Annotated in this window: 12 protein-coding genes; 6 read left to right on the top strand and 6 right to left on the bottom strand. The window is 72.6% G+C overall.

Annotated features, from left to right (window positions below; all coding sequences use genetic code 11):
• Positions 1-175 precede the first annotated feature (175 nt).
• Positions 176-3,400: an AfsR/SARP family transcriptional regulator gene (locus ACIO3P_RS21165; protein WP_401852975.1), complete on the bottom strand. Its 3,225-nt coding sequence runs from the start codon at positions 3,398-3,400 to the stop codon at positions 176-178.
• Positions 3,401-3,638: 238 nt separating this feature from the next.
• Positions 3,639-5,159, bottom strand: coding sequence for a CehA/McbA family metallohydrolase (locus ACIO3P_RS21160; protein WP_401852973.1), 1,521 nt, complete (start codon positions 5,157-5,159; stop codon positions 3,639-3,641).
• A gap of 240 nt (positions 5,160-5,399) precedes the next feature.
• Here ACIO3P_RS21160 and ACIO3P_RS21155 point away from each other — a divergent pair, with 240 nt between their 5' ends.
• Positions 5,400-6,227, top strand: coding sequence for an LLM class F420-dependent oxidoreductase (locus ACIO3P_RS21155; RefSeq protein WP_401852970.1), 828 nt, complete (start codon positions 5,400-5,402; stop codon positions 6,225-6,227).
• Between the two features lie 56 nt (positions 6,228-6,283).
• Here the strand turns inward: ACIO3P_RS21155 and ACIO3P_RS21150 are convergent, their stop codons facing one another.
• Positions 6,284-6,559: a DUF397 domain-containing protein gene (locus ACIO3P_RS21150; protein WP_401789035.1), complete on the bottom strand. Its 276-nt coding sequence runs from the start codon at positions 6,557-6,559 to the stop codon at positions 6,284-6,286.
• Positions 6,552-6,743 carry a DUF397 domain-containing protein gene (locus ACIO3P_RS21145; RefSeq protein ID WP_329825044.1) on the bottom strand — a complete coding sequence of 64 codons (192 nt, stop codon included), beginning with the start codon at positions 6,741-6,743 and terminating at the stop codon, positions 6,552-6,554. The genes ACIO3P_RS21150 and ACIO3P_RS21145 overlap by 8 nt, the downstream gene beginning before the upstream one ends.
• A gap of 36 nt (positions 6,744-6,779) precedes the next feature.
• Between ACIO3P_RS21145 and ACIO3P_RS21140 the strand changes: the two genes are divergently transcribed.
• Positions 6,780-7,088, top strand: coding sequence for a Uma2 family endonuclease (locus tag ACIO3P_RS21140; RefSeq protein ID WP_329825045.1), 309 nt, complete (start codon positions 6,780-6,782; stop codon positions 7,086-7,088).
• 14 nt (positions 7,089-7,102) lie between these two features.
• On the opposite strand, the gene ACIO3P_RS21135 is transcribed toward ACIO3P_RS21140, so the two are convergent.
• Positions 7,103-7,594, bottom strand: a complete 492-nt coding sequence (locus ACIO3P_RS21135) for a GNAT family N-acetyltransferase (protein ID WP_401853253.1) — start codon at positions 7,592-7,594, stop codon at positions 7,103-7,105.
• Between the two features lie 192 nt (positions 7,595-7,786).
• Here ACIO3P_RS21135 and ACIO3P_RS21130 point away from each other — a divergent pair, with 192 nt between their 5' ends.
• The 4 genes from ACIO3P_RS21130 to ACIO3P_RS21115 all read left to right on the top strand — a co-directional run bounded on the left by ACIO3P_RS21130 (position 7,787) and on the right by ACIO3P_RS21115 (position 16,287).
• Positions 7,787-10,384, top strand: a complete 2,598-nt coding sequence (locus tag ACIO3P_RS21130; protein ID WP_401852968.1) for a bifunctional FO biosynthesis protein CofGH — start codon at positions 7,787-7,789, stop codon at positions 10,382-10,384.
• A gap of 60 nt (positions 10,385-10,444) precedes the next feature.
• On the top strand, positions 10,445-13,744 hold the full coding sequence (locus ACIO3P_RS21125) for a tetratricopeptide repeat protein (RefSeq protein ID WP_401852966.1): 3,300 nt from the start codon (positions 10,445-10,447) through the stop codon (positions 13,742-13,744).
• 96 nt (positions 13,745-13,840) lie between these two features.
• Positions 13,841-15,082, top strand: coding sequence for a DUF418 domain-containing protein (locus tag ACIO3P_RS21120; RefSeq protein WP_401852964.1), 1,242 nt, complete (start codon positions 13,841-13,843; stop codon positions 15,080-15,082).
• An 89-nt stretch (positions 15,083-15,171) separates the two neighbouring features.
• Positions 15,172-16,287: an ADP-ribosylglycohydrolase family protein gene (locus ACIO3P_RS21115; RefSeq protein WP_329825050.1), complete on the top strand. Its 1,116-nt coding sequence runs from the start codon at positions 15,172-15,174 to the stop codon at positions 16,285-16,287.
• On the opposite strand, the gene ACIO3P_RS21110 is transcribed toward ACIO3P_RS21115, so the two are convergent.
• Positions 16,247-17,911 (bottom strand): sodium:solute symporter family protein, encoded by a 1,665-nt coding sequence (locus tag ACIO3P_RS21110; RefSeq protein ID WP_401852963.1) that lies wholly within the window; start codon positions 17,909-17,911, stop codon positions 16,247-16,249. The two genes, ACIO3P_RS21115 and ACIO3P_RS21110, sit on opposite strands and share 41 nt — an antisense overlap.
• Positions 17,912-18,160: the final 249 nt, after the last annotated feature.

Here is an 18,160-nt window from a genome sequence, read left to right as displayed (position 1 = left end):
TCCCCCGAATAGCCGGACGGGCGTCTCAAGGCCGCCCACCCTAGGGGTTCGGCCTCACATCGATCCGTCTGCCCCCCGACGCAACGGATTCGACGTGGACGACAATGCCGTGTACCGCTAAACGATTGATGAACGTGCAGGCCAGCCCCGTCGTACGACGGGGCTGGTGCGGCGGTTACGCGGCCGCGGAAGAGGTGATGAGGCTGTGCACCTCTGTCGCCTCGGGGGAACCCAGTTCCTCGAAGATGCCCAGCGCCTCCTGCCAGCAGACCTGGGCGCGCCCCGTCTGCCCTATGCCGTTCAGGGCCCGGCCGAGCGCGGTCAGCACCTGGGCGCGCCGCCACTCGCCGCCGATGCCGCGCAGCACGGTCAGCGCCATCTCCGCGTTGGACGCGGCCGGCGCGGGGCGCCTGCCCGCCAGATCGACCTCGGCGAGCCGGAACAGGGTCATCCCCTCCCAGAGCCGCTGCCTGCTGTCGCGGAAGGTCTCCAGGGCGTCGACGAGCTGCTGGGCCGCGTCGGAGAGATGGCCGCTCTTGGTGAGGGCGAGGCCCAGCGCGTAGCGGGCGTTCGCGGCGCGCAGGGCGTTGCCCATCCGTTCGTAGATACGGATGCCCTCCCTGGCGAGCGAGACCGCGCTGGCCGTACGTCCCATCGAGAGGTGCGCGCGGGAGAGGTTGCAGAGCGCGGACGCCTCGCCCGGCGGGTTCTCGCCGGCCCTGAAGTCCTCGATCGCGCGCAGCAGATGGACCTCGGCGTCCGTGTTCCGGTTCTGGTAGATCGCGATGGCGCCGAGGTGGTTGCTCACCCAGCAGACGGTCAGCGTGTCGCCCGTGCGCTCCGCCAGCGTCATGGCCTGCCGGGTCTCCTCGTCGGCCTGGTCGAACCGGCCCGTGACCAGGTGCACATTGCTCAGGGCGATCAGCGCCCGGCCCTCGGCCCGGTCGTCGCCGAAGGCGCGCGCGGCGTCCCGTACGGCCGTCGCCGTCGCCTCGTACGCCTTGGCGTTGGCCCCGGACTCGCCGAGGTCCAGCGACGCCCAGAGCAGGTCCACGGCGCGGCGCAGCGTGTCCGTACCGGTCGCGTCCGCACCGGAGCCGGTCGCCGTGGACGAGGTCGCGGCGGCGGGCCCTTCGGCGGACTGGCGTACGCAGGCCAGCAGGCAGTTGGCCTCCGCGTACAGCCAGTCCTGCGCGTGGTGCCGGTCGGTGAACGTCAGCCCCTCGTACGACGCCGGCTCCAGGTGGTCGACGAGCCGGTCGCCGGGGCGCTCCAGCGCGTACACCCGCGCCGATGTCGTCAGGTAGAAGTCCAGCAGCCGGGAGAGCGCGGACCGCCGCTCGGAGGGGTCCTGTTCGTCGCGCTCGGCGCAGGCACGCGCGTAGAGCCGTACGAGGTCGTGGTAGCGGTAGCGGCCCGGGGCGGCCGACTCCAGCAGGGACGTGTCGACCAGCGACTCCAGCAGGTCCTCCGCCTCCCGCTGCGCCAGGTCCAGCAGCGCGGCGGCGCCCGCCAGCGAGATGTCGGGGCCGTCGGCCAGGCCGAGCAGCCGGAACGCGCGCGCCTGGGCGTCGTCCAGCGCGCCGTAGCCCAGCTCGAAGGTGGCGGCGACCGCGAGATCGCCCGCCTGCAACTCGTCCAGCCTGCGCCGCTCGTCGGCGAGCTTCGCCGCGAGGACCGAGACCGTCCAGGTACGGCGGGACGCGAGGCGGGACGCCGCGATCCGGATGGCGAGGGGCAGGAAGCCGCAGGCGGCGACCACGTCGAGGGCCGCCTCGCGCTCCGCGGTGACCCGCTCCAGGCCGACGATGCGGGTGAAGAGCTGAAGGGCCTCCTCCGGTGACATCACATCGAGGTCGACGAGGTGCGCGCCCACCAGGTCCACCAGCCGGGCCCGGCTGGTGATCAGCGCGGCGCACCCGGTCGTACCGGGCAGCAGCGGCCGGATCTGCGCGGCGTCCCGGGCGTTGTCCAGCAGGACGAGGACGCGCCGGCCGTCGAGCGCGGAGCGGTAGAGCGCGGAGCGTTCGTCGAGCGAGTCGGGGATCTCGGTGTCCGGGGTGCCGAGCGCCCGCAGGAACGAGCCCAGTACGGCCTCCGGTTCCGCCACGCGCGTCCCTGCGCCCTGGAGGTCCACGTACAACTGGCCGTCGGGGAAGTGCGTGCGCGCCGCGTGCGCGACATGGACCGCGAGCGTGGTCTTGCCGACGCCGCCGATCCCCGCGAGCGCGGAGACCGCCATGACGGACCCCTCGGCGGTGGCCAGCCGGTTGCCCAGCTCCCGTACGAAGTCGGCGCGGCCCGTGAAGTCAGGGACGGTCGCGGGCAGTTGGGCGGGGCGCGGTACGGAGTGCACCGGCTCGCGCTCCTCCGGCGGGCGCGCCAGGTCCTCGTCCGCCTGGAGGATGCGGCGCTGGAGCTCGGAGAGTTCGGGCCGGGGGTCCACGCCCAGCTCGTCGGCGAGCAGCCGGCGCGTGTCCGCGTACACGGCGAGCGCCTCCGCCTGCCGGCCGCTCCGGTAGAGCGCCACCATCAGCAGCTCGCGCAGCCTTTCGCGCAGCGGGTGTTCGGCGGTCAGGGCGGTCAGCTCGGAGACGGCCTCCGTGTGGGCGCCGACCTCCAGATCCAGGTCGAGCAGCGCTTCGGTGAGCTGGAGGCGCCACTCCTCCAGCCGGGTGCGCTGCGTCTCGGCGTACGGTCCGGGCACGGAGGCCAGCGCCTCGCCGTCCCACAGGTTCAGCGACTTGCTGATCAGGGAACGCGCCTGGCCGCGGTCGCCGGCGGCGCGCGCCTTGTCCGCGTCGGCGGCCAGCTCCTGCGCCACGTTGAGGTCGAGCGCGTCGGGATCGGTCCGCAGCGCGTAGCCGCCGGACTCGCTGACCAGCACGCCCGGGGTGAGGACCTTGCGCAGGCGGGAGGCGTACGTACGGACGGCGGCGAGGGCCTGCGAGGGTGGTTCGTCGCCCCAGAGCCCGTCGATGAGTTCGGCGGCGGTGGCCGTACGGCCTTCGCGCAGGAGGAGCGAGGCGAGCAGGGCACGCTGCTGCGGCGAACCGGAGGCCAGCGCTTCGCCGCCACGCCAGGCGCGGACGGGACCGAGCACGCTGAAGCGCAGGTGGGCGGCCTCGTTGGGGGCGCCGGGCACGACGCTGTCGGCCTTGCCGCTGAGCAGCTTGTCGTCGATCACCGTGCCGCTGAGCGCGCGGGCGCCGGCGCCGTTGGCGTTCGTTTTCCCCGTGCCGTTGGCGCCGTTGGCTCCGGTCGTGCCGTTCGCGCTGGTGTGGGTGGTGCCCGTGCCGTTGGCCTCGCCGGTGCGCCTGGTCGCGCCGGTCCTGTCCGTGTCACTCGGTGCGGCCGGAGCCCACTGCTCCGGTACGCGTGGCCCGCCGTCGAGGCCCATAGCTCCCCCTGCCCGCCGCTCACCGGTATCGCCCCGCACAGTCTGCCTTGTCGTGGGCTGTGCGTCAGCAGTGAGTAAGGCTCTGCACAAGCCCTCGACAGGTTCAGGACCGCATGTGGCCCAAGCGTCACGGGTCGATCGAGGGGGCGGAGTGGCCCCACCACCTCCCTCTTGGTCTGTCTTTCCCTTCCCCCTCCGCCTAACCGTCCGAAACAGGAGCGTCCCGCGCCGCCGGTGGCTAGGCGCCGAGGAACACCGGGTTGGTGAACGCCGCCAGCGCGCCCGGCAGTCCGGCCACCTTCGGGGCGTGCCGCACCTCCGCGCGTACATAGGCGGCGTACGAGGCGGTCGTACGCCACTCCACCGTCCCCGGGCCCGACTCCGGCAGTACGGAGCTGTACAGCGGACCCTGGTCGGTGACGAGGTAGGCGGTGCGGCCCGGGGCGCCGGTCACCTCCAGGCGTACGGTCACCGGCTCGTCCGGGGCGACGCGCAGCCGGTCGCCGATGCCGGCGTGGAGCCCCCGGCCGCCCGCCGCGCCGAAGGTCAGCGAGACGGCGGCGGATTCGGCGACATAGCTGTGGCCCGCGCGGATCCCGGCGAGGATCGCCTCGCGGGTCAGGTCGTCGGCGAGGACGACGGTCTGCGGGGTGCCGATCGGGTCGGGGTCGCGGTGGGCGTCGCTGTTGCCCATCGCGGGGGTCCACGTCCGCCCCGTACCGCCCGAACGTACGGAGGCCACCAGCGAGTTGTCCCACTCGGCGAGGGAGATCTCGTCGTCCGGGGTGTACGCGCCGTTCCACACCTCCACCGCGTCGGCCTCCGCGAAGCCGAACTTCCAGTTGCAGCCGATGCAGGTGCCGTGCGGATGGGCGGGCACGACGAGGCCGCCCGCGCGGGAGATCTCCCGCGCGAAACGCCCGAAGCGGTTGTCGCGGGCACGGTAGCGCCAGTCGATGAAGGTGCCGGGGTCCGTACCGAGCGCGAGGACATGGCCGTTGCGGGTGGTGACCTCCTCGCCCGTGAGGATCAGCAGGTCGTCGCCCCACAGGCCCTCCCAGGCGCGGTGCCCGGAGTACGTGTTGTGCTCACTGGAGTTGATGAAGTCGAGCCCGGCCGCGCGGGCGAGCGCGGCGATCTCGGCGGGGGTGCGCCGCCCGTCGGAGTGCACGGAGTGGATGTGGCAGTCGCCCCGGTACCAGGCCCGGCCGCGCCCCTTGGCCCGCTGGGGCGGGTGGACGGGGGCCGGGGTGGTGCCGGGGGCGCCGTACGTGAGGGTGATGGTGATCTCGTACGGCAGCCCCTGCGGCGCCACGGTGTACGGGCCGAGCGCGATGTGCCAGGTGCCCGCGCGGACCGGGCCCGGGATGTAGCCGGGGGTGGCCGCGTCGGCGCGTACGAAGAACTCGGTACGGGCCCCGCCGGACCAGCCCCGGAAGCCCCGGCCGCCCAGCTCCGTACCGCGCTCGTCGAAGAGCCCGATGTCGAGGGCGTTGCCCGGGGTGCCGGCCGGGACGGCGGGGCGCTCGTAGGAGTAGGCGACATGGATCTCGTTGACGCCGCGCGGTACCTCGACGGGGAGATGGACGAAGTCGGGGGCGCCGGGCGGCAGGGTGCCGCGGACGGTCCTGGTCCGTCTGCCACCGGCGCCCGGGGAGCCGGAAGCGGGACTGGCTTGGGCGAAGCTCACGGTACTCAACGTAAGGGCGGTGGCGGCTCCCGTCACCAGGAGACCGCGACGTCCGAGGGGCTGGCTCATACCGGCTGCTCCAGAGGTGGGAGAGAAGGGGCCGAGAGAGGAGGGTCCGAGAAAGAAGGCTCCCGCCACTCTCGTAGCCCGCGGTGAACCGGGGCACAAGGCCCGGCGGTCGGCGGATGGCGGGAACACAGCCGGTGAATTGCGTCCCGGTACGCACTTACCGGCAGGTAACAAGGGCGGTACGGTGACGCGGACCGACCGACCGGCGGCATCGACCCATCGACCACGGAGGCACGACGCATGCGGATCGCGACCACGATCTTCCTCACCGACGAGACGATCACGCCCGTACGGCTCGCCCGGGAGCTGGAACAGCGCGGCTTCGCCGGTCTCTATCTGCCCGAGCACACCCACATCCCCGCCGAGCGGTCGACGCCGTACCCGGCCGGCGGTGAACTCCCGCGCGAGTACGGCCGCACGCTCGACCCCTTCGTGGCCCTCGGCCAGGCGGCGGCGGTCACCGAACGGCTCGGCCTCGGCACCGGCATCACGCTGGTCGCGCAGCACGACCCGATCGACCTGGCGAAGCAGATCGCGACACTGGACCACCTCTCCGGCGGGCGCTTCACGCTCGGGGTCGGCTTCGGCTGGAACAAGGAGGAGGCCGCGGACCACGGCGTGGAGTGGTCGACGCGCCGCGCGCTCACCGGCGAGCGCCTGGCGCTGATGCGGGCGCTGTGGGCGGCCGAACCGACCGCGTACAAGGGCGAGTTCGGCTCGGTACGGGCGAGCGTGGCATTCCCGAAGCCGGTACGGGGCAACCCGCGCACCCTGATCGGCGGCGCGGCGGGCCCGAAGCTCTTCGCGCAGATCGCCGAGAGCGCCGACGGCTGGCTCCCGATCGGCGGCCGTGGCCTGACCGAGGCCCTGCCCGCGCTGCGCACGGCCTGGGAGGAGGCGGGCCGCGCCCCCGACACCCTCCAGATCGTCCCGTACGCGACGCTGCCCAGCGAGGGAAAGCTGGCGCACTACGCGGAGCTGGGCATCGAGGAGGTCGTCCTCCAACTGCCCCCGGCGGGCGAGTCGGAGGTCCTGCGCACGCTGGACGCGTATGCGCCGTACGTGTAGCCGCGGCGGCGCGGCGCGGGCGGGGACGAGTGAGCAGGGAGCAGGGGGCCCGGGACTCAGGACGAGCCCGCGCCGCCGTCCCCGCCCTTGCTCCCGTCCCCGTCCTGGCCCTCACCCAACTCGGCGAAGTGGTCGAACTCCCCGGCCAGGACGCCCTTCACGAACGCCTCCCACTTCACCTGGTTGGTGGTGACGATGTTGTCGGGGTCGCTGGTCTCCCGCAGATGAATCAGATCCCCGGCCCCGGCGGCCACCTCGATCCAGGGCCCGGGCCCGTCATCGCCCTCGGGGGCGGCACGGACCCATTCGAGACCGGTGGGTACATCAGCCATGGTGGTCGGACTCCTTGAGTACGCGGAGGAACCTGGCCCAGGTGACCGGGTCGGTCTCCAGTATGGATCGCGCGGGGTCGGCGCTCTCGGTGAGTTGTATGGCGCGGCCGGGCGTCGCGGCAACGCTCAGGCACGCGTCGCCCTCACCGCAGAACGACGACTTCTGCCAGTGGTCCATGGCCATGAGTGATCCTTTCGGTCAGAGCTGCTGAACGATGGAGTGGATGAAGTCCCGGGAATTCGCGGGGCTGAGCGCGACGGCCTCCATGCGGTCGAGGTCATCTCCCGGTCGGAGAAGGCCCGGGGCATCACGCAGAAGAACGACTGGTACGCCGTCGCCGGAGTCGCGGTGTTGCTCGTCATCGACCCCCGCCACGGTACGTGGGCGTTGCACACCGGCCCCCGGGACGGCGCGTATCAGGACATGGTGCGGGGCAAGTACGGCGAGGAGATCCCGCTGCCCGCGCCGTTCTCCCTGGATCTGACCACGGACGACCTTCCGGTCCACGGGGCGACCGGCCGTCACTGAGCAAGAGGCGTCGGTCAGGTGAGGGGCGCGGCGTCCGTACCTGGTGGCGGGCGGAGCAGGAAGACATCGACCGGGTCCTCGGACTCCAGGACGAATCCGTGCCGCTCGTAGAGCCGGCGGGCCGCGCTGCCCTGGAGGACGTTGAGGCGGACGGGGGCGTTCCGCTCGTCGGCCCGCTTCAGCACCGTACGCAGGACGGCTGATCCGAGCCCGTGGCCCTGGTGGCGGGGGGCGAGGTAGAAGTGCTCCAGCAGGAGGCCGGTGGAGACGGGGCGGAGCGTGACGCAGCCGGCGACCGCTCCCTCGGCGGCTTCGGCATCGGCGGCTTCGGCGGTGACGATGATCGAGGTGTGCTCCGTGGAGAAGGAGTCGCGCAGCCGCTGCCGGACCCGGTGCTCGTCGTACCGGCCGAGGCGTTCCAGGTCGGCGCGCATGACCGTGGCCCGCAGCTCGGCCACCGGTTCCACGTCCGCCGCCGTGGCGGCCCGCAGCCGCCACGGGGACATGCGGCGCGGCCGTATCCCCTGCCCGGTCGTTCGCGCCTCTGCCGTTCTCGTCTCCACGCCCATGGCCGAAGTGTCGCAAACCGGTCGCACTTCCCTCCCCGCACGGGGGTGCTTCCCCTCGGGCCGGGGGGAGACGAAGACCACCTCTTGCCGCGCAGCCAAGATCCACCCCGGCGCTCGTATGCTCGGAGGATGACTACGAGCGCACCGCAGGGCCCCGGGACCGGACAGCCGACAGCCAACGGCATGCGCCGTGCTCTCAAGCGCGCCCGTGACGGTGTCGCGCTCGATGCCGCCGAGGCCACCGTGCTGCTTCAGGCGCGGGGCGCGGACCTCACCGATCTGGCCGGGTCCGCCGCGCGGGTGCGGGACGCCGGGCTGGAGGCCGTCGGGCGGCCCGGGGTGATCACGTACTCCCGGAAGGTGTTCATCCCGCTCACCCGGCTGTGCCGCGACAAGTGCCACTACTGCACCTTCGTCACCGTCCCCGGCAAGCTCCGCCGCGCCGGGCACGGCATGTTCCTGTCGCCCGACGAGGTCCTGGCGATCGCCCGCCAGGGCGCCGAAATGGGGTGCAAGGAAGCCCTGTTCACGCTCGGCGACCGGCCCGAGGACCGGTGGCCCGAGGCGCGGGAGTGGCTGGAGGCGGAGGGGTACGACGACACCCTCGCCTATGTGCGCGCCATGGCGATCCGCGTCCTGGAGGAGACCGGGCTGCTGCCCCACCTCAACCCCGGGGTGATGTCCTGGACCGACCTCCAGCGCCTCAAGCCCGTCGCGCCGAGCATGGGCATGATGCTGGAGACCACCGCCACCCGCCTGTGGTCCGAGCCCGGCGGCCCGCACCACGGCTCGCCCGACAAGGAGCCCGCCGTCCGGCTGCGGGTCCTGGAGGACGCGGGACGGTCCAACGTGCCGTTCACCACCGGCGTGCTGATCGGTATCGGCGAGTCGTACGAGGAGCGCGCCGACGCCTTCTTCGAGCTGCGCCGGATCCAGCGCGCGTACCACGGCGTCCAGGAAGTCATCGTCCAGAACTTCCGCGCCAAGCCCGACACCGCCATGCGCGGCATGCCCGACGCCGAGCTGGAGGAGCTGGCCGCGGCCATCGCCGTCGCCCGGCACATCCTGGGCCCCTCCGCCCGCCTCCAGGCGCCGCCGAACCTGGTCGACGCGGAGTACGCCCTGCTCATCGGCGCGGGCATCGACGACTGGGGCGGGGTCTCGCCGCTCACCCCCGACCATGTCAACCCCGAGCGCCCCTGGCCGCACATCGACGAACTGGCCGCGCGGACCGCCGAGTCCGGCTTCGAGCTGCGCGAACGCCTCACCATCTACCCGGAGTTCATCGAGCGCGGCGAGCCCTGGCTCGACCCCCGCCTGATGCCGCACGTACGGGCCCTCGCCGACCCGCAGACCGGGCTCGCGCGCGAGGGCGTCACCCCGTCGGGACTGCCCTGGCAGGAGCCGGACGAGGGGTTCACCGCCACCGGCCGCACCGATCTGCACCGCACCATCGACACCGAGGGCCGCACCGCCGACCGGCGCGACGACTTCGACGAGGTGTACGGGGACTGGGAGGCGCTGCGCGAGGCCGCGGCCCCCGGCATGGTGCCCTCCCGTATCGACACCGACGTACGGACCGCCCTCGCGCAGGCCGCCGACGACCCGACGAAGCTCAGCGACGACCAGGCGCTCGCCCTGCTCCACGCCGACGGGCCCGCGCTGGACGCGCTCACCCGGATCGCGGACGAGCTGCGCCGCGACACCGTCGGCGACGACGTCACGTACATCGTCACGCGCAACATCAACTTCACCAACGTCTGCTACACGGGCTGCCGCTTCTGCGCCTTCGCCCAGCGCCGTACGGACGCCGACGCGTACACCCTCTCCCTCGACCAGGTCGCGGACCGCGCGGAACAGGCGTGGGAGGTCGGCGCCACCGAGGTCTGCATGCAGGGCGGCATCCACCCCGACCTGCCCGGCACGGCCTACTTCGACATCGCGCGCGCGGTGAAAAAGCGCGTCCCCGGCATGCACGTCCACGCCTTCTCCCCGATGGAGGTCGTCAACGGCGCCTCCCGCACCGGACTTTCGATCCGCGAATGGCTGACGGCCGCCAAGGAGGCCGGACTCGACTCGATCCCCGGCACGGCGGCGGAGATCCTGGACGACGAGGTCCGCTGGGTCCTCACCAAGGGCAAACTGCCGACGGCGACCTGGATCGAGGTCGTCACCACCGCCCACGAACTGGGCATCCGCTCCAGCTCCACGATGATGTACGGCCATGTCGACCAGCCCCGCCACTGGCTCGGCCACTTCCGTACCCTCGCCCGCATCCAGCAGGAGACCGGCGGCTTCACGGAGTTCGTGACGCTCCCCTTCATCCACACCAACGCCCCCGTCTACCTGGCCGGCATCGCCCGTCCGGGCCCCACCGACCGGGACAACCGCGCGGTGATGGCGATGGCCCGGCTCCTCCTGCACCCGTACATCCCCAACATCCAGACCAGTTGGGTGAAGCTCGGCACGGAGGGCGCGGCGGAGATGCTGCGCTCCGGCGCCAACGACCTGGGCGGCACGCTGATGGAGGAGACCATCTCCCGGATGGCGGGCTCCAGTTACGGTTCCTACCGCTCGGTCAAGGACCTGGTCGCCATCGCGGACGCGGCGGGGCGCCCGGCGAAGCCGCGCACGACGCTGTACGGAGAGGTCCCCGAGGAGCGGATCAGGGCGGCGGCGGCCTCGGACGGACACCTGCCGGAGCTGCTGCCCCTGCTGGCAGACTGAGTGGCGGACCGAGCGGCGGACTGAGCGGGCGGCAACGGCCGAACACGGGGGAGTACGCGGGTGGCGCAGGCGGGGGCGGACCAGGCTTCGATGGCCGAACTGATCGGGCGCCGACGCAGATTCGTCGGGCGCGCCGCCGAACTCGGCGCCTTCCGCGAGAACTTCGGTTACCCGCCCGAGGACGAGCGGCACCGCTACCTGTTCCACGTCCACGGCAACGCGGGCGTCGGAAAGACTTCCCTCGTACGGGAGTTGGAGCGCGCCGCCCGGGAGTGCGGCGCGCTGACCGCGTACCTGGACGAGTCCGTCAGCAGCGTCCCCGAGGCGCTGGCCGAGATCGCCGAACAGCTCGGCCGGCAGGGCCACCCGCTCAAGCAGCTCGACCGGCAGCTCGCCACCTACCGGCAGCGGCGCCACGAAGCCGAGTCGGCCGCCGGGGCGACGGCCGGAGAGCCCCCCGCCGCGTCCGCCGGGTCCACCGCCGCCGTCACGGCAGGCATGATCGGGCTCCGGATGGTCCCGGTCGTCGGACCGTTCGCGGACATCGTCGACCCCCAGCACCTCGCGGCGGGCGCCGACCGGCTCCGCGCCACCCTGAGCGCCCGCTTCCGCGACCAGGAGGACGTCCAGCTCGTCCTGCGGCCGGACCAGGTCCTCACCCCCGTCCTGGTCACCGAACTCACCGGGATCTCCCGTGACATCCCCTGGATCGCGCTCTTCTTCGACACGTACGAACGCACCGCGCCCTTCCTGGACACCTGGCTGCGCGACCTGATCAAGGCAGGCCGGTACGGGGACTTCCCCGGCCGGGTCGTGGTGACGCTCGCGGGTCAGCGCCCCCTGGACACCGCCTGCTGGGGCGGGTACGGGGACTTCGCGACCAGCCTGCCGCTGGCGCCCTTCACGGAGGGGGAGGCGCGCACCCTCCTCGCGGCGAAGCGCGTCACGGACGAGTCCGTCGTGGAGGAGGTGCTCCGGCTCTCGGGCCGCCTGCCCGTCCTCGTCTCCACCCTCGCGGAGAACCAGCCCACCGACCCCGACGACGTGGGCGACCCCAGCGCCACCGCCGTCGAACGCTTCCTCAAGTGGGAGCAGGACCCCGTACGGCGTGCGGCGGCCCTCGCCTGCGCCCTGCCCCGCCGACTCGACGAGGACGTCTTCCGCGAGGTCGTGCCCGAGGACGCGGCGGGGCTGTACGACTGGCTGCGGACGCTGCCCTTCGCCACCCGCAAGGACGCGGGGGTCGCGTACCACGGCGTGGTGCGCGCCCCCATGCTCCGCCTCCAGCGCACCCGTTCCCCGCGCGGCTGGCGCGAACGGCACACCGCGCTCGCCGCGTGCTTCGCCCGCTGGCGCGCGGAGACGGAGACGGAGCTGCCGGCCGACGAGGTGTGGGAGAACGCCGAATGGCGCGCGCTGCGCTTCGAGGAGACGTACCACCGGCTGTGCGCGGGCCCGCGCGGCGCGCTCCCCGGGGCGCTGCGGGACGTGGTCGACGGCTGCCGCGAGAGCCCGGCGGCGGCCCGCCGAGCGGCCCAGGTGCTGGCGGAGGCGGGCGAGGACACCGGCGACGCGACGGCCCGCGACTGGGGGCAGCGGCTGCTGGCCGCGCTCGACGACGAGGAGCAGGGCGTACGGAAGGCGCTGGGCCTGCTGCTCGACCGGGCGGGACTGGACACCGGGGGCCGCGCGGCGGCGCACCGGGTACGGGGGACGGAACTGCGCGAGGCGGGCGCGTACGCGGAGGCGTTGGCCGAGTACGACCGCTCGCTCGCCCTCGACCCGGACGAGCCCAGGGCGTACTACGGCCGGGGCTACGTCCACCAGTTGGACGGCCGCCTCGAAGCCGCCCTGGCCGATCTGCGCCGGGCCGACGAACTGGCCCCGGACACGGCGTGGATCCTGGAGGAGTACGGGGAGACGCTACGGCTCGCGGGCCGGCGCGAGGAGTCCCTCGACCTGCTGGACCGCGCCCTCGCACTCGACCCGGTCAACGCCTACGCGCTGGCCTGCCGGGGCGCCGCCCACCACGGGCTGGGCAGGCATGCGGCCGCTCTCGCCGACTTCGGCCGTTCCCTGGAACTGGACGTCCGCTATCTGTGGGCGCTGGTCCGCAGATCCCGGGTCTTCCGCGACATGGGGGAACTCGCCCCGTCCTTCGCTGACCTGGACCGTGCGGTCGAACTGGCCCCGGACAACGCCTGGATCGGCTCCGAGCGGGGTGAGGCATACCGGGTCGCCGACCGGAACGAGGACGCGGAACGGGAGCTGACCCGTGTCCTGACGCTCGACGCCGATTACGCCTCGGCCTGGGCCGGCCGGGGGGCCGCGCGCCATCTACTGGGGCGGCACACCGAGGCGCGCGCCGATCTGGACCGGGCGATCGAACTGTACCCCGAGTACGCCTGGGCCCTGGCGCACCGGGCCCGACTCCGCTCCGAACTGGACGACCCGGCGGGCGCGTTGGCCGATCTGGAGCGCGCCGTCGACGCGGAGCCGGACATGGTGTGGATCCGGGTGGAGCGAGGAGAGGCCCGGCTGAGCGCCGGACTCCACGAGGAGGCGGTCGCCGATCTCACCGAGGTGCTGAACCAACGGCCCGACGACGACTGGGCACTCGCTCTGCGCGGCAGGGCACACCACACCCGCCGCCGCTACGGCCAGGCCCTCGCCGACCTGGACCGAGCCCTGGAGATCGATCCGGACAACCCGTGGCACCACTACTTCCGGGCCCGTACGGCACTGGCCGCCGGCCGCCCCGAGCAGGCCCACGCCGGCTTCCGGCAGTGCATCGCGCTGGACCCGGACACGGACAGCGCGGACATCCCCCGGAGCAGAGCGGCGGCCGTAAGCCTGCTGCTGGGCAGGTACCAGGAGGCCCTTCAGTTGCTGGACGAGCTGACCGCCGCCGACCACGACGATCTGGAGGACCGCAGCGAGGCGCTGCGCCGTACCGGGCAGTGGCCCGAGGCGCTGGAGGCCGCCGAGCGGTACAGCGCCGAGGAGCCGGTGTACGGCGCGTTCCAGCGGGCCCTGACGGTGACCGTGGCCGAGGGTGCGGGTGCCGGGGTCCCGCTGTGGCGGGAGCTGGAGCGGCTGCTGGCGGAGGCCGAGGACCTCGCGGTCGAGATGCCCGCGTACGTGGCCATGCTGAGCGGGGCCGTACGCGGGGACGGGGAGGCGCTGGACGCCGCGCTCACCACCCTGCTCGCCATCGAACACGCATGGGAAGACCTCGCGCAGATGGCCTTCCACCTCGAAGAGCTGCTGGACGCCCCCGGTATCGACACCGTCGTCCTGCGCCCCCGGCTCGCCCGCGTGGTCGCCGCCCGCGACGCGTTCGCCGCCCGCTGGGCGTAGGCGGGGAGAGCCTGGTACGCGGCAGACCGAAGAGAACCGCCCGCGCTACTTTGGTCGGATGCGGCGGCCCGCCCCCGCTCCGTACCGTCGTACGGTATGACAGCACCCCCTCCGACCGAGCCCGCCCTCCCGGGCGCCCCGGCGCTCGGCAAGGCCCCGACCGCGCGCCTCGCGGATGTCGACGCGCTGCGCGGCTTCGCCCTCCTCGGCATCCTGATGGTCAACATCCCGTTCTTCGCGAGCGGTTACACCCTGCTGGACATGCCCGACCCGGCCAGGACCGCCTGGCACGACCATCTCGCCTCGGGCGTGGTCCAGTTCCTCTTCGAGTCGAAGTTCTATCTCCTCTTCTCCTTCCTCTTCGGCTACAGCTTCACCCTCCAGCTCAACTCCGCCGCCGCGCGCGGGCTCTCCTTCCGGCCCCGCTTCCTGCGGCGGATCGGCGGGCTGTTCCTGATCGGTGTCGCCAACGCGGTGCTGCTCTTCTACGGCGACATCCTCGTCACGTACGCCCTGCTCGGCCTGGTGCTCTTCCTCGTACGCGGCATCTCGCCGCGCCGCGCGCTGTGGGTGGCCGGGATCATCACCGGGGTGATCGCGCTCATCTTCCTGGCGGTGGCCGTCCTCGTGGCCGTCATCGACGGCGCCTCCGCCTCCCCCACCGCCGCCGAGCGGGCCACCATGCTCGCCGACGGGCGGACCGCCACCGAGGCGATGCGCGGCGGGCTCGGGTCCGTCGTCGGGGAACGGCTGGACTCGCTGACGACCGCGCTGCCGCTGATCCTCTTCTTCCAGGGGCCGCTGGCCTTCTCCGCCTTCCTGGTCGGGCTGGCCGCCGGCAAGCGCCGCGCGCTCGACCACACCGCAGCCCCCGACCCCGCCGCGTACCGGCGGAAGCTGCGGCTCATCCAGCTCGTCGGCTTCCCGGTCGGCCTGGCGGGTTCGCTCGCCTACACCGTCGCCGGGCCCGAGAACCTCTTCGCGCCCGCCGCGCACCTCGTCACCGCGCCGTTCCTCACGGCCGCGTACGTCGCCACGCTGCTGCGCGTCTTCCGTACCGCGCGCGGCGCGCGGCTGGCCGAGGTGCTGGCGCGGCCGGGGCGGATGGCGCTCACCAACTACCTGAGCCAGTCGCTGCTCTGCGGGCTGATCTTCACCGGGGTGGGGCTCGGTCTCATCGGGCGGGTGCCGTACGCCGCCGTGATCGCCGTCGCGGTCGGGATCTTCGCCGTACAACTGGCGTGGAGCGCCTGGTGGATGCGGCGGTTCCGGATCGGACCGGTGGAGTGGCTGCTGCGCGCCGCCACGCATCTGGAGCGGCCTGCCCTGCGCGCCTGAGTGCGCCCTCAACCCGCTGTCCCCGTTCGATTACAGTGCTGCGCAGTCGCGCGGAGGCACATCGGGGGCCCAGCAGGGGAGGGGGACGTGTGAGCACACTGTCCGGAGCCATCTGGGGCCGTGCCGAGCAACAGGACTTCCGCAGCCGGGTACGGGGCGCCCTGCTCGGCGGTGCCATGGGGGACGCGCTAGGCGCCGGGGTCGCCACGCTCACGCTCGACGAGATCAGGGCCGCCCACGGCGGTGACGGGGTCGTCGACCTCGTCCCCGCGTACGGCCGGCGCGGCGCCGTCACCGCGTCCACCCAGCTCACCCTGTTCACCGTCGACGGGCTGATCCGCGCCCAGGTGCGCCGGGACACCGGGGCCTGGCATCCGCCGACCGACGTGCACCGTTCGCATCTGCGGTGGGCGGCGACCCAGCGCGACTGGGGGCCCGACCTGCGGCGCAAGGACAACGGGTGGCTCGCCCAGGAGGAGTGGCTGTACGTACGCCGCGACCCGACGATCTCCTGCCTCACCGGCTTCGGCGACCAGATCATGGGCACCCTCGACCGGCCCAAGAACCCCATCGCGCGGGACGCGGGTGCCCTCGTACGGTCCGCGCCGTTCGGGCTGCTCGTCGGGTGGGAGCCGCAGCTCGTCTGCCAGCTCGCGCTGGAGTGCGCCGTCCAGACGCACGGCTGCCCGGGGGCGTTCATCTCGGCGGGCGCCTTCGCCGTGATCGTCCACGAGGTGGCGCGCGGCGGGACGCTGGAGGCGGGCGTGGAGCGGGCCTGCGTGCTGATCGCCCCGCGGACCGGCCACGAGCCCGTCACGGTGGCCCTGCGGCAGGCGCTCGAACTCGTACGGCAGGGCGTGCCGGGCCCGGAGCAGATCGCCGCGCTCGGCGACGGGCGCACCGCCGAGTCGGCGCTCGCCGTCGCCGTCTACTGCGCGCTCGTCGCCGAGGACGTACGCCACGGGCTGCGCCTCGCCGTCAACCACGAGGGACCCTCCGCCGCCACCGGCACGCTCTGCGGGGCGCTGCTGGGGACCCTGCACGGCGAGACGGCCCTGCCGCCCGCCTGGCTGGCGGAGCTGGAGGGCCGGCCCACCCTGCTGGAGATCGCGGACGACTTCGCGATGGAGATGACCCAGGGGCCGGCGCTGCACAGCGCCGCCGTCACGGAGTCGGGGTGGCTGTCCCGCTACCCGCGCGGCTGATCCCGGGCCCCTTCGGACCCTTCCCCTTCCCGTTCGGCCCCTTCCCGTTCGGCCCCTTTCCCTTCGGACCCTTCCCGTTCGCGTCTCCGTCCGTCTTCCCGTTCGCGTCGCCCGCCCCGTCGGTCTCCTCGTGGCCGTCCCCGTCGATCCGGCCGAGCAGCGCGTCCCGCTCCGGGGTGTCCTCCGGCTTCAGGAAGCCGATCACCACGTACAGCACCAGCGAGACGGCGAGCGGTACGGAGACCTGGTACTGGAGCGGCACGCCGCCGTCCACGTTCCAGTTGATGGGGTAGTTGACCAGCCAGAACGCCAGCAGCCCCATCGCCCAGCTCACCAGCGCCGCCGTCGGGCCCGACCTGCGGAACGGCTTGAGCAGCCCCAGCATGAACGGGATCGCGATCGGCCCCATCAGCCCGGCCACCCACTTGATGACGACGGTGATGATGTCCTTGAACGTCGGCGAGTTGACCTGGGTGGCGATCGCCATCGACAGCGCGAGGAACGAGATCGTCGACAGCCGCGCCGCCAGCAGCCCCGCCCGGTCCGACCAGCCGCGCGCCGCGCGGGAGAGCACCGGCGCGATGTCCCGGGTGAAGACCGCAGCGATGGCGTTGGCGTCCGAGGAGCACATCGCCATGGTGTGCGAGAAGAAGCCGACGATGACCAGGCCCAGCAGCCCGTGCGGCAGGAGCTGTTCGGTCATCAGGGCGTACGAGTCGGAGGCGTCCGGCTTCTGCGCCTCCACCAGCAGCGGCGCGCACCACATGGGGAAGAACAGCACCAGCGGCCACACCAGCCACAGGGCGGCGGAGAGCCGCGCCGAACGCGTCGCCTCCCGGGCGCTCGCGGTCGCCATGTAGCGCTGGGCCTGGTTCCACATGCCGCCGTTGTACTCGAAGGTCTTGATGAAGAGGAACGCCAGCAGGAACGTCACGGTGTACGGACCCGCCGTCGGCTCGGCGTGGCCGTCGGGGAGCTTGTCCCAGACCGTCCACAGCGCGCTGAAGCCGCCGAGCTTGCCCATGACCGCGACGAGCATCGCGATGCCGGCGAAGAGCTGGATGACGAACTGGCCCAGTTCGGTGAGCGCGTCGGCCCACAGCCCGCCGACGGTGCAGTAGATGCCGGTGATGACACCGGTGATGAGGATGCCCTGGTTGAGGGAGATTCCCGTGAACACGGAGAGCAGGGTGGCGATGGCGGCCCACTTGGCGCCCACGTCCACGATCTTCAGCAGCAGCCCAGACCAGGCGAGCGCCTGCTGCGTTCTCAGGTCGTACCGGTTCTTGAGGTATTCGAGCGGGGAGGCGACCCGGAGCCGGGAGCGCAGCCGGTTGAGCCGGGGCGCGAAGATCTGCGCGCCGATCCCGATCCCGATGGCGATGGGGAGGGACCAGGTCACGAACGAGGTGACGCCGTAGAGATAGGCGATGCCCGCGTACCCGGTGAACATCACGGCGCTGTACCCGGACATGTGGTGCGAGATGCCCGACAGCCACCAGGGCATCTTGCCGCCCGCGGTGAAGAAGTCGCTGACATTGTCCACGCGCTTGTGCGACCAGAGCCCGATCGCGATCATGACTCCGAAATACGCGATGAGCACGATCCAGTCGAGGCTGTTCATGTCACCCCTCCAGGGGTCCGCCTGTTGAACGTAGGAGCGCTTCGTCAGGGGGCGCGTTCCGGTCGGCGGTAACCCCGTGCGGGAGCGGGGACTTGGGGATTGAACCGCCTGGCGCGGCGGCGGGTCAAGGGTGCGTCGGTCAAGGACATGAACGCAGATCAGGAAGTCGAACGGTTTTGCCTGTTCTTGACCTTCCGTGCCGTTGTCGTGACGGTGATCGCGCACACACGATGAGCGAGCACTTCGTCA

Source organism: Streptomyces sp. NPDC087310 (assembly GCF_044744405.1).
In the GTDB taxonomy this organism is placed as follows: domain Bacteria; phylum Actinomycetota; class Actinomycetes; order Streptomycetales; family Streptomycetaceae; genus Streptomyces.
The sequence above is the reverse complement of the archived record's forward strand: the minus strand, read 5'-3'. Positions and strand labels throughout refer to the sequence as shown.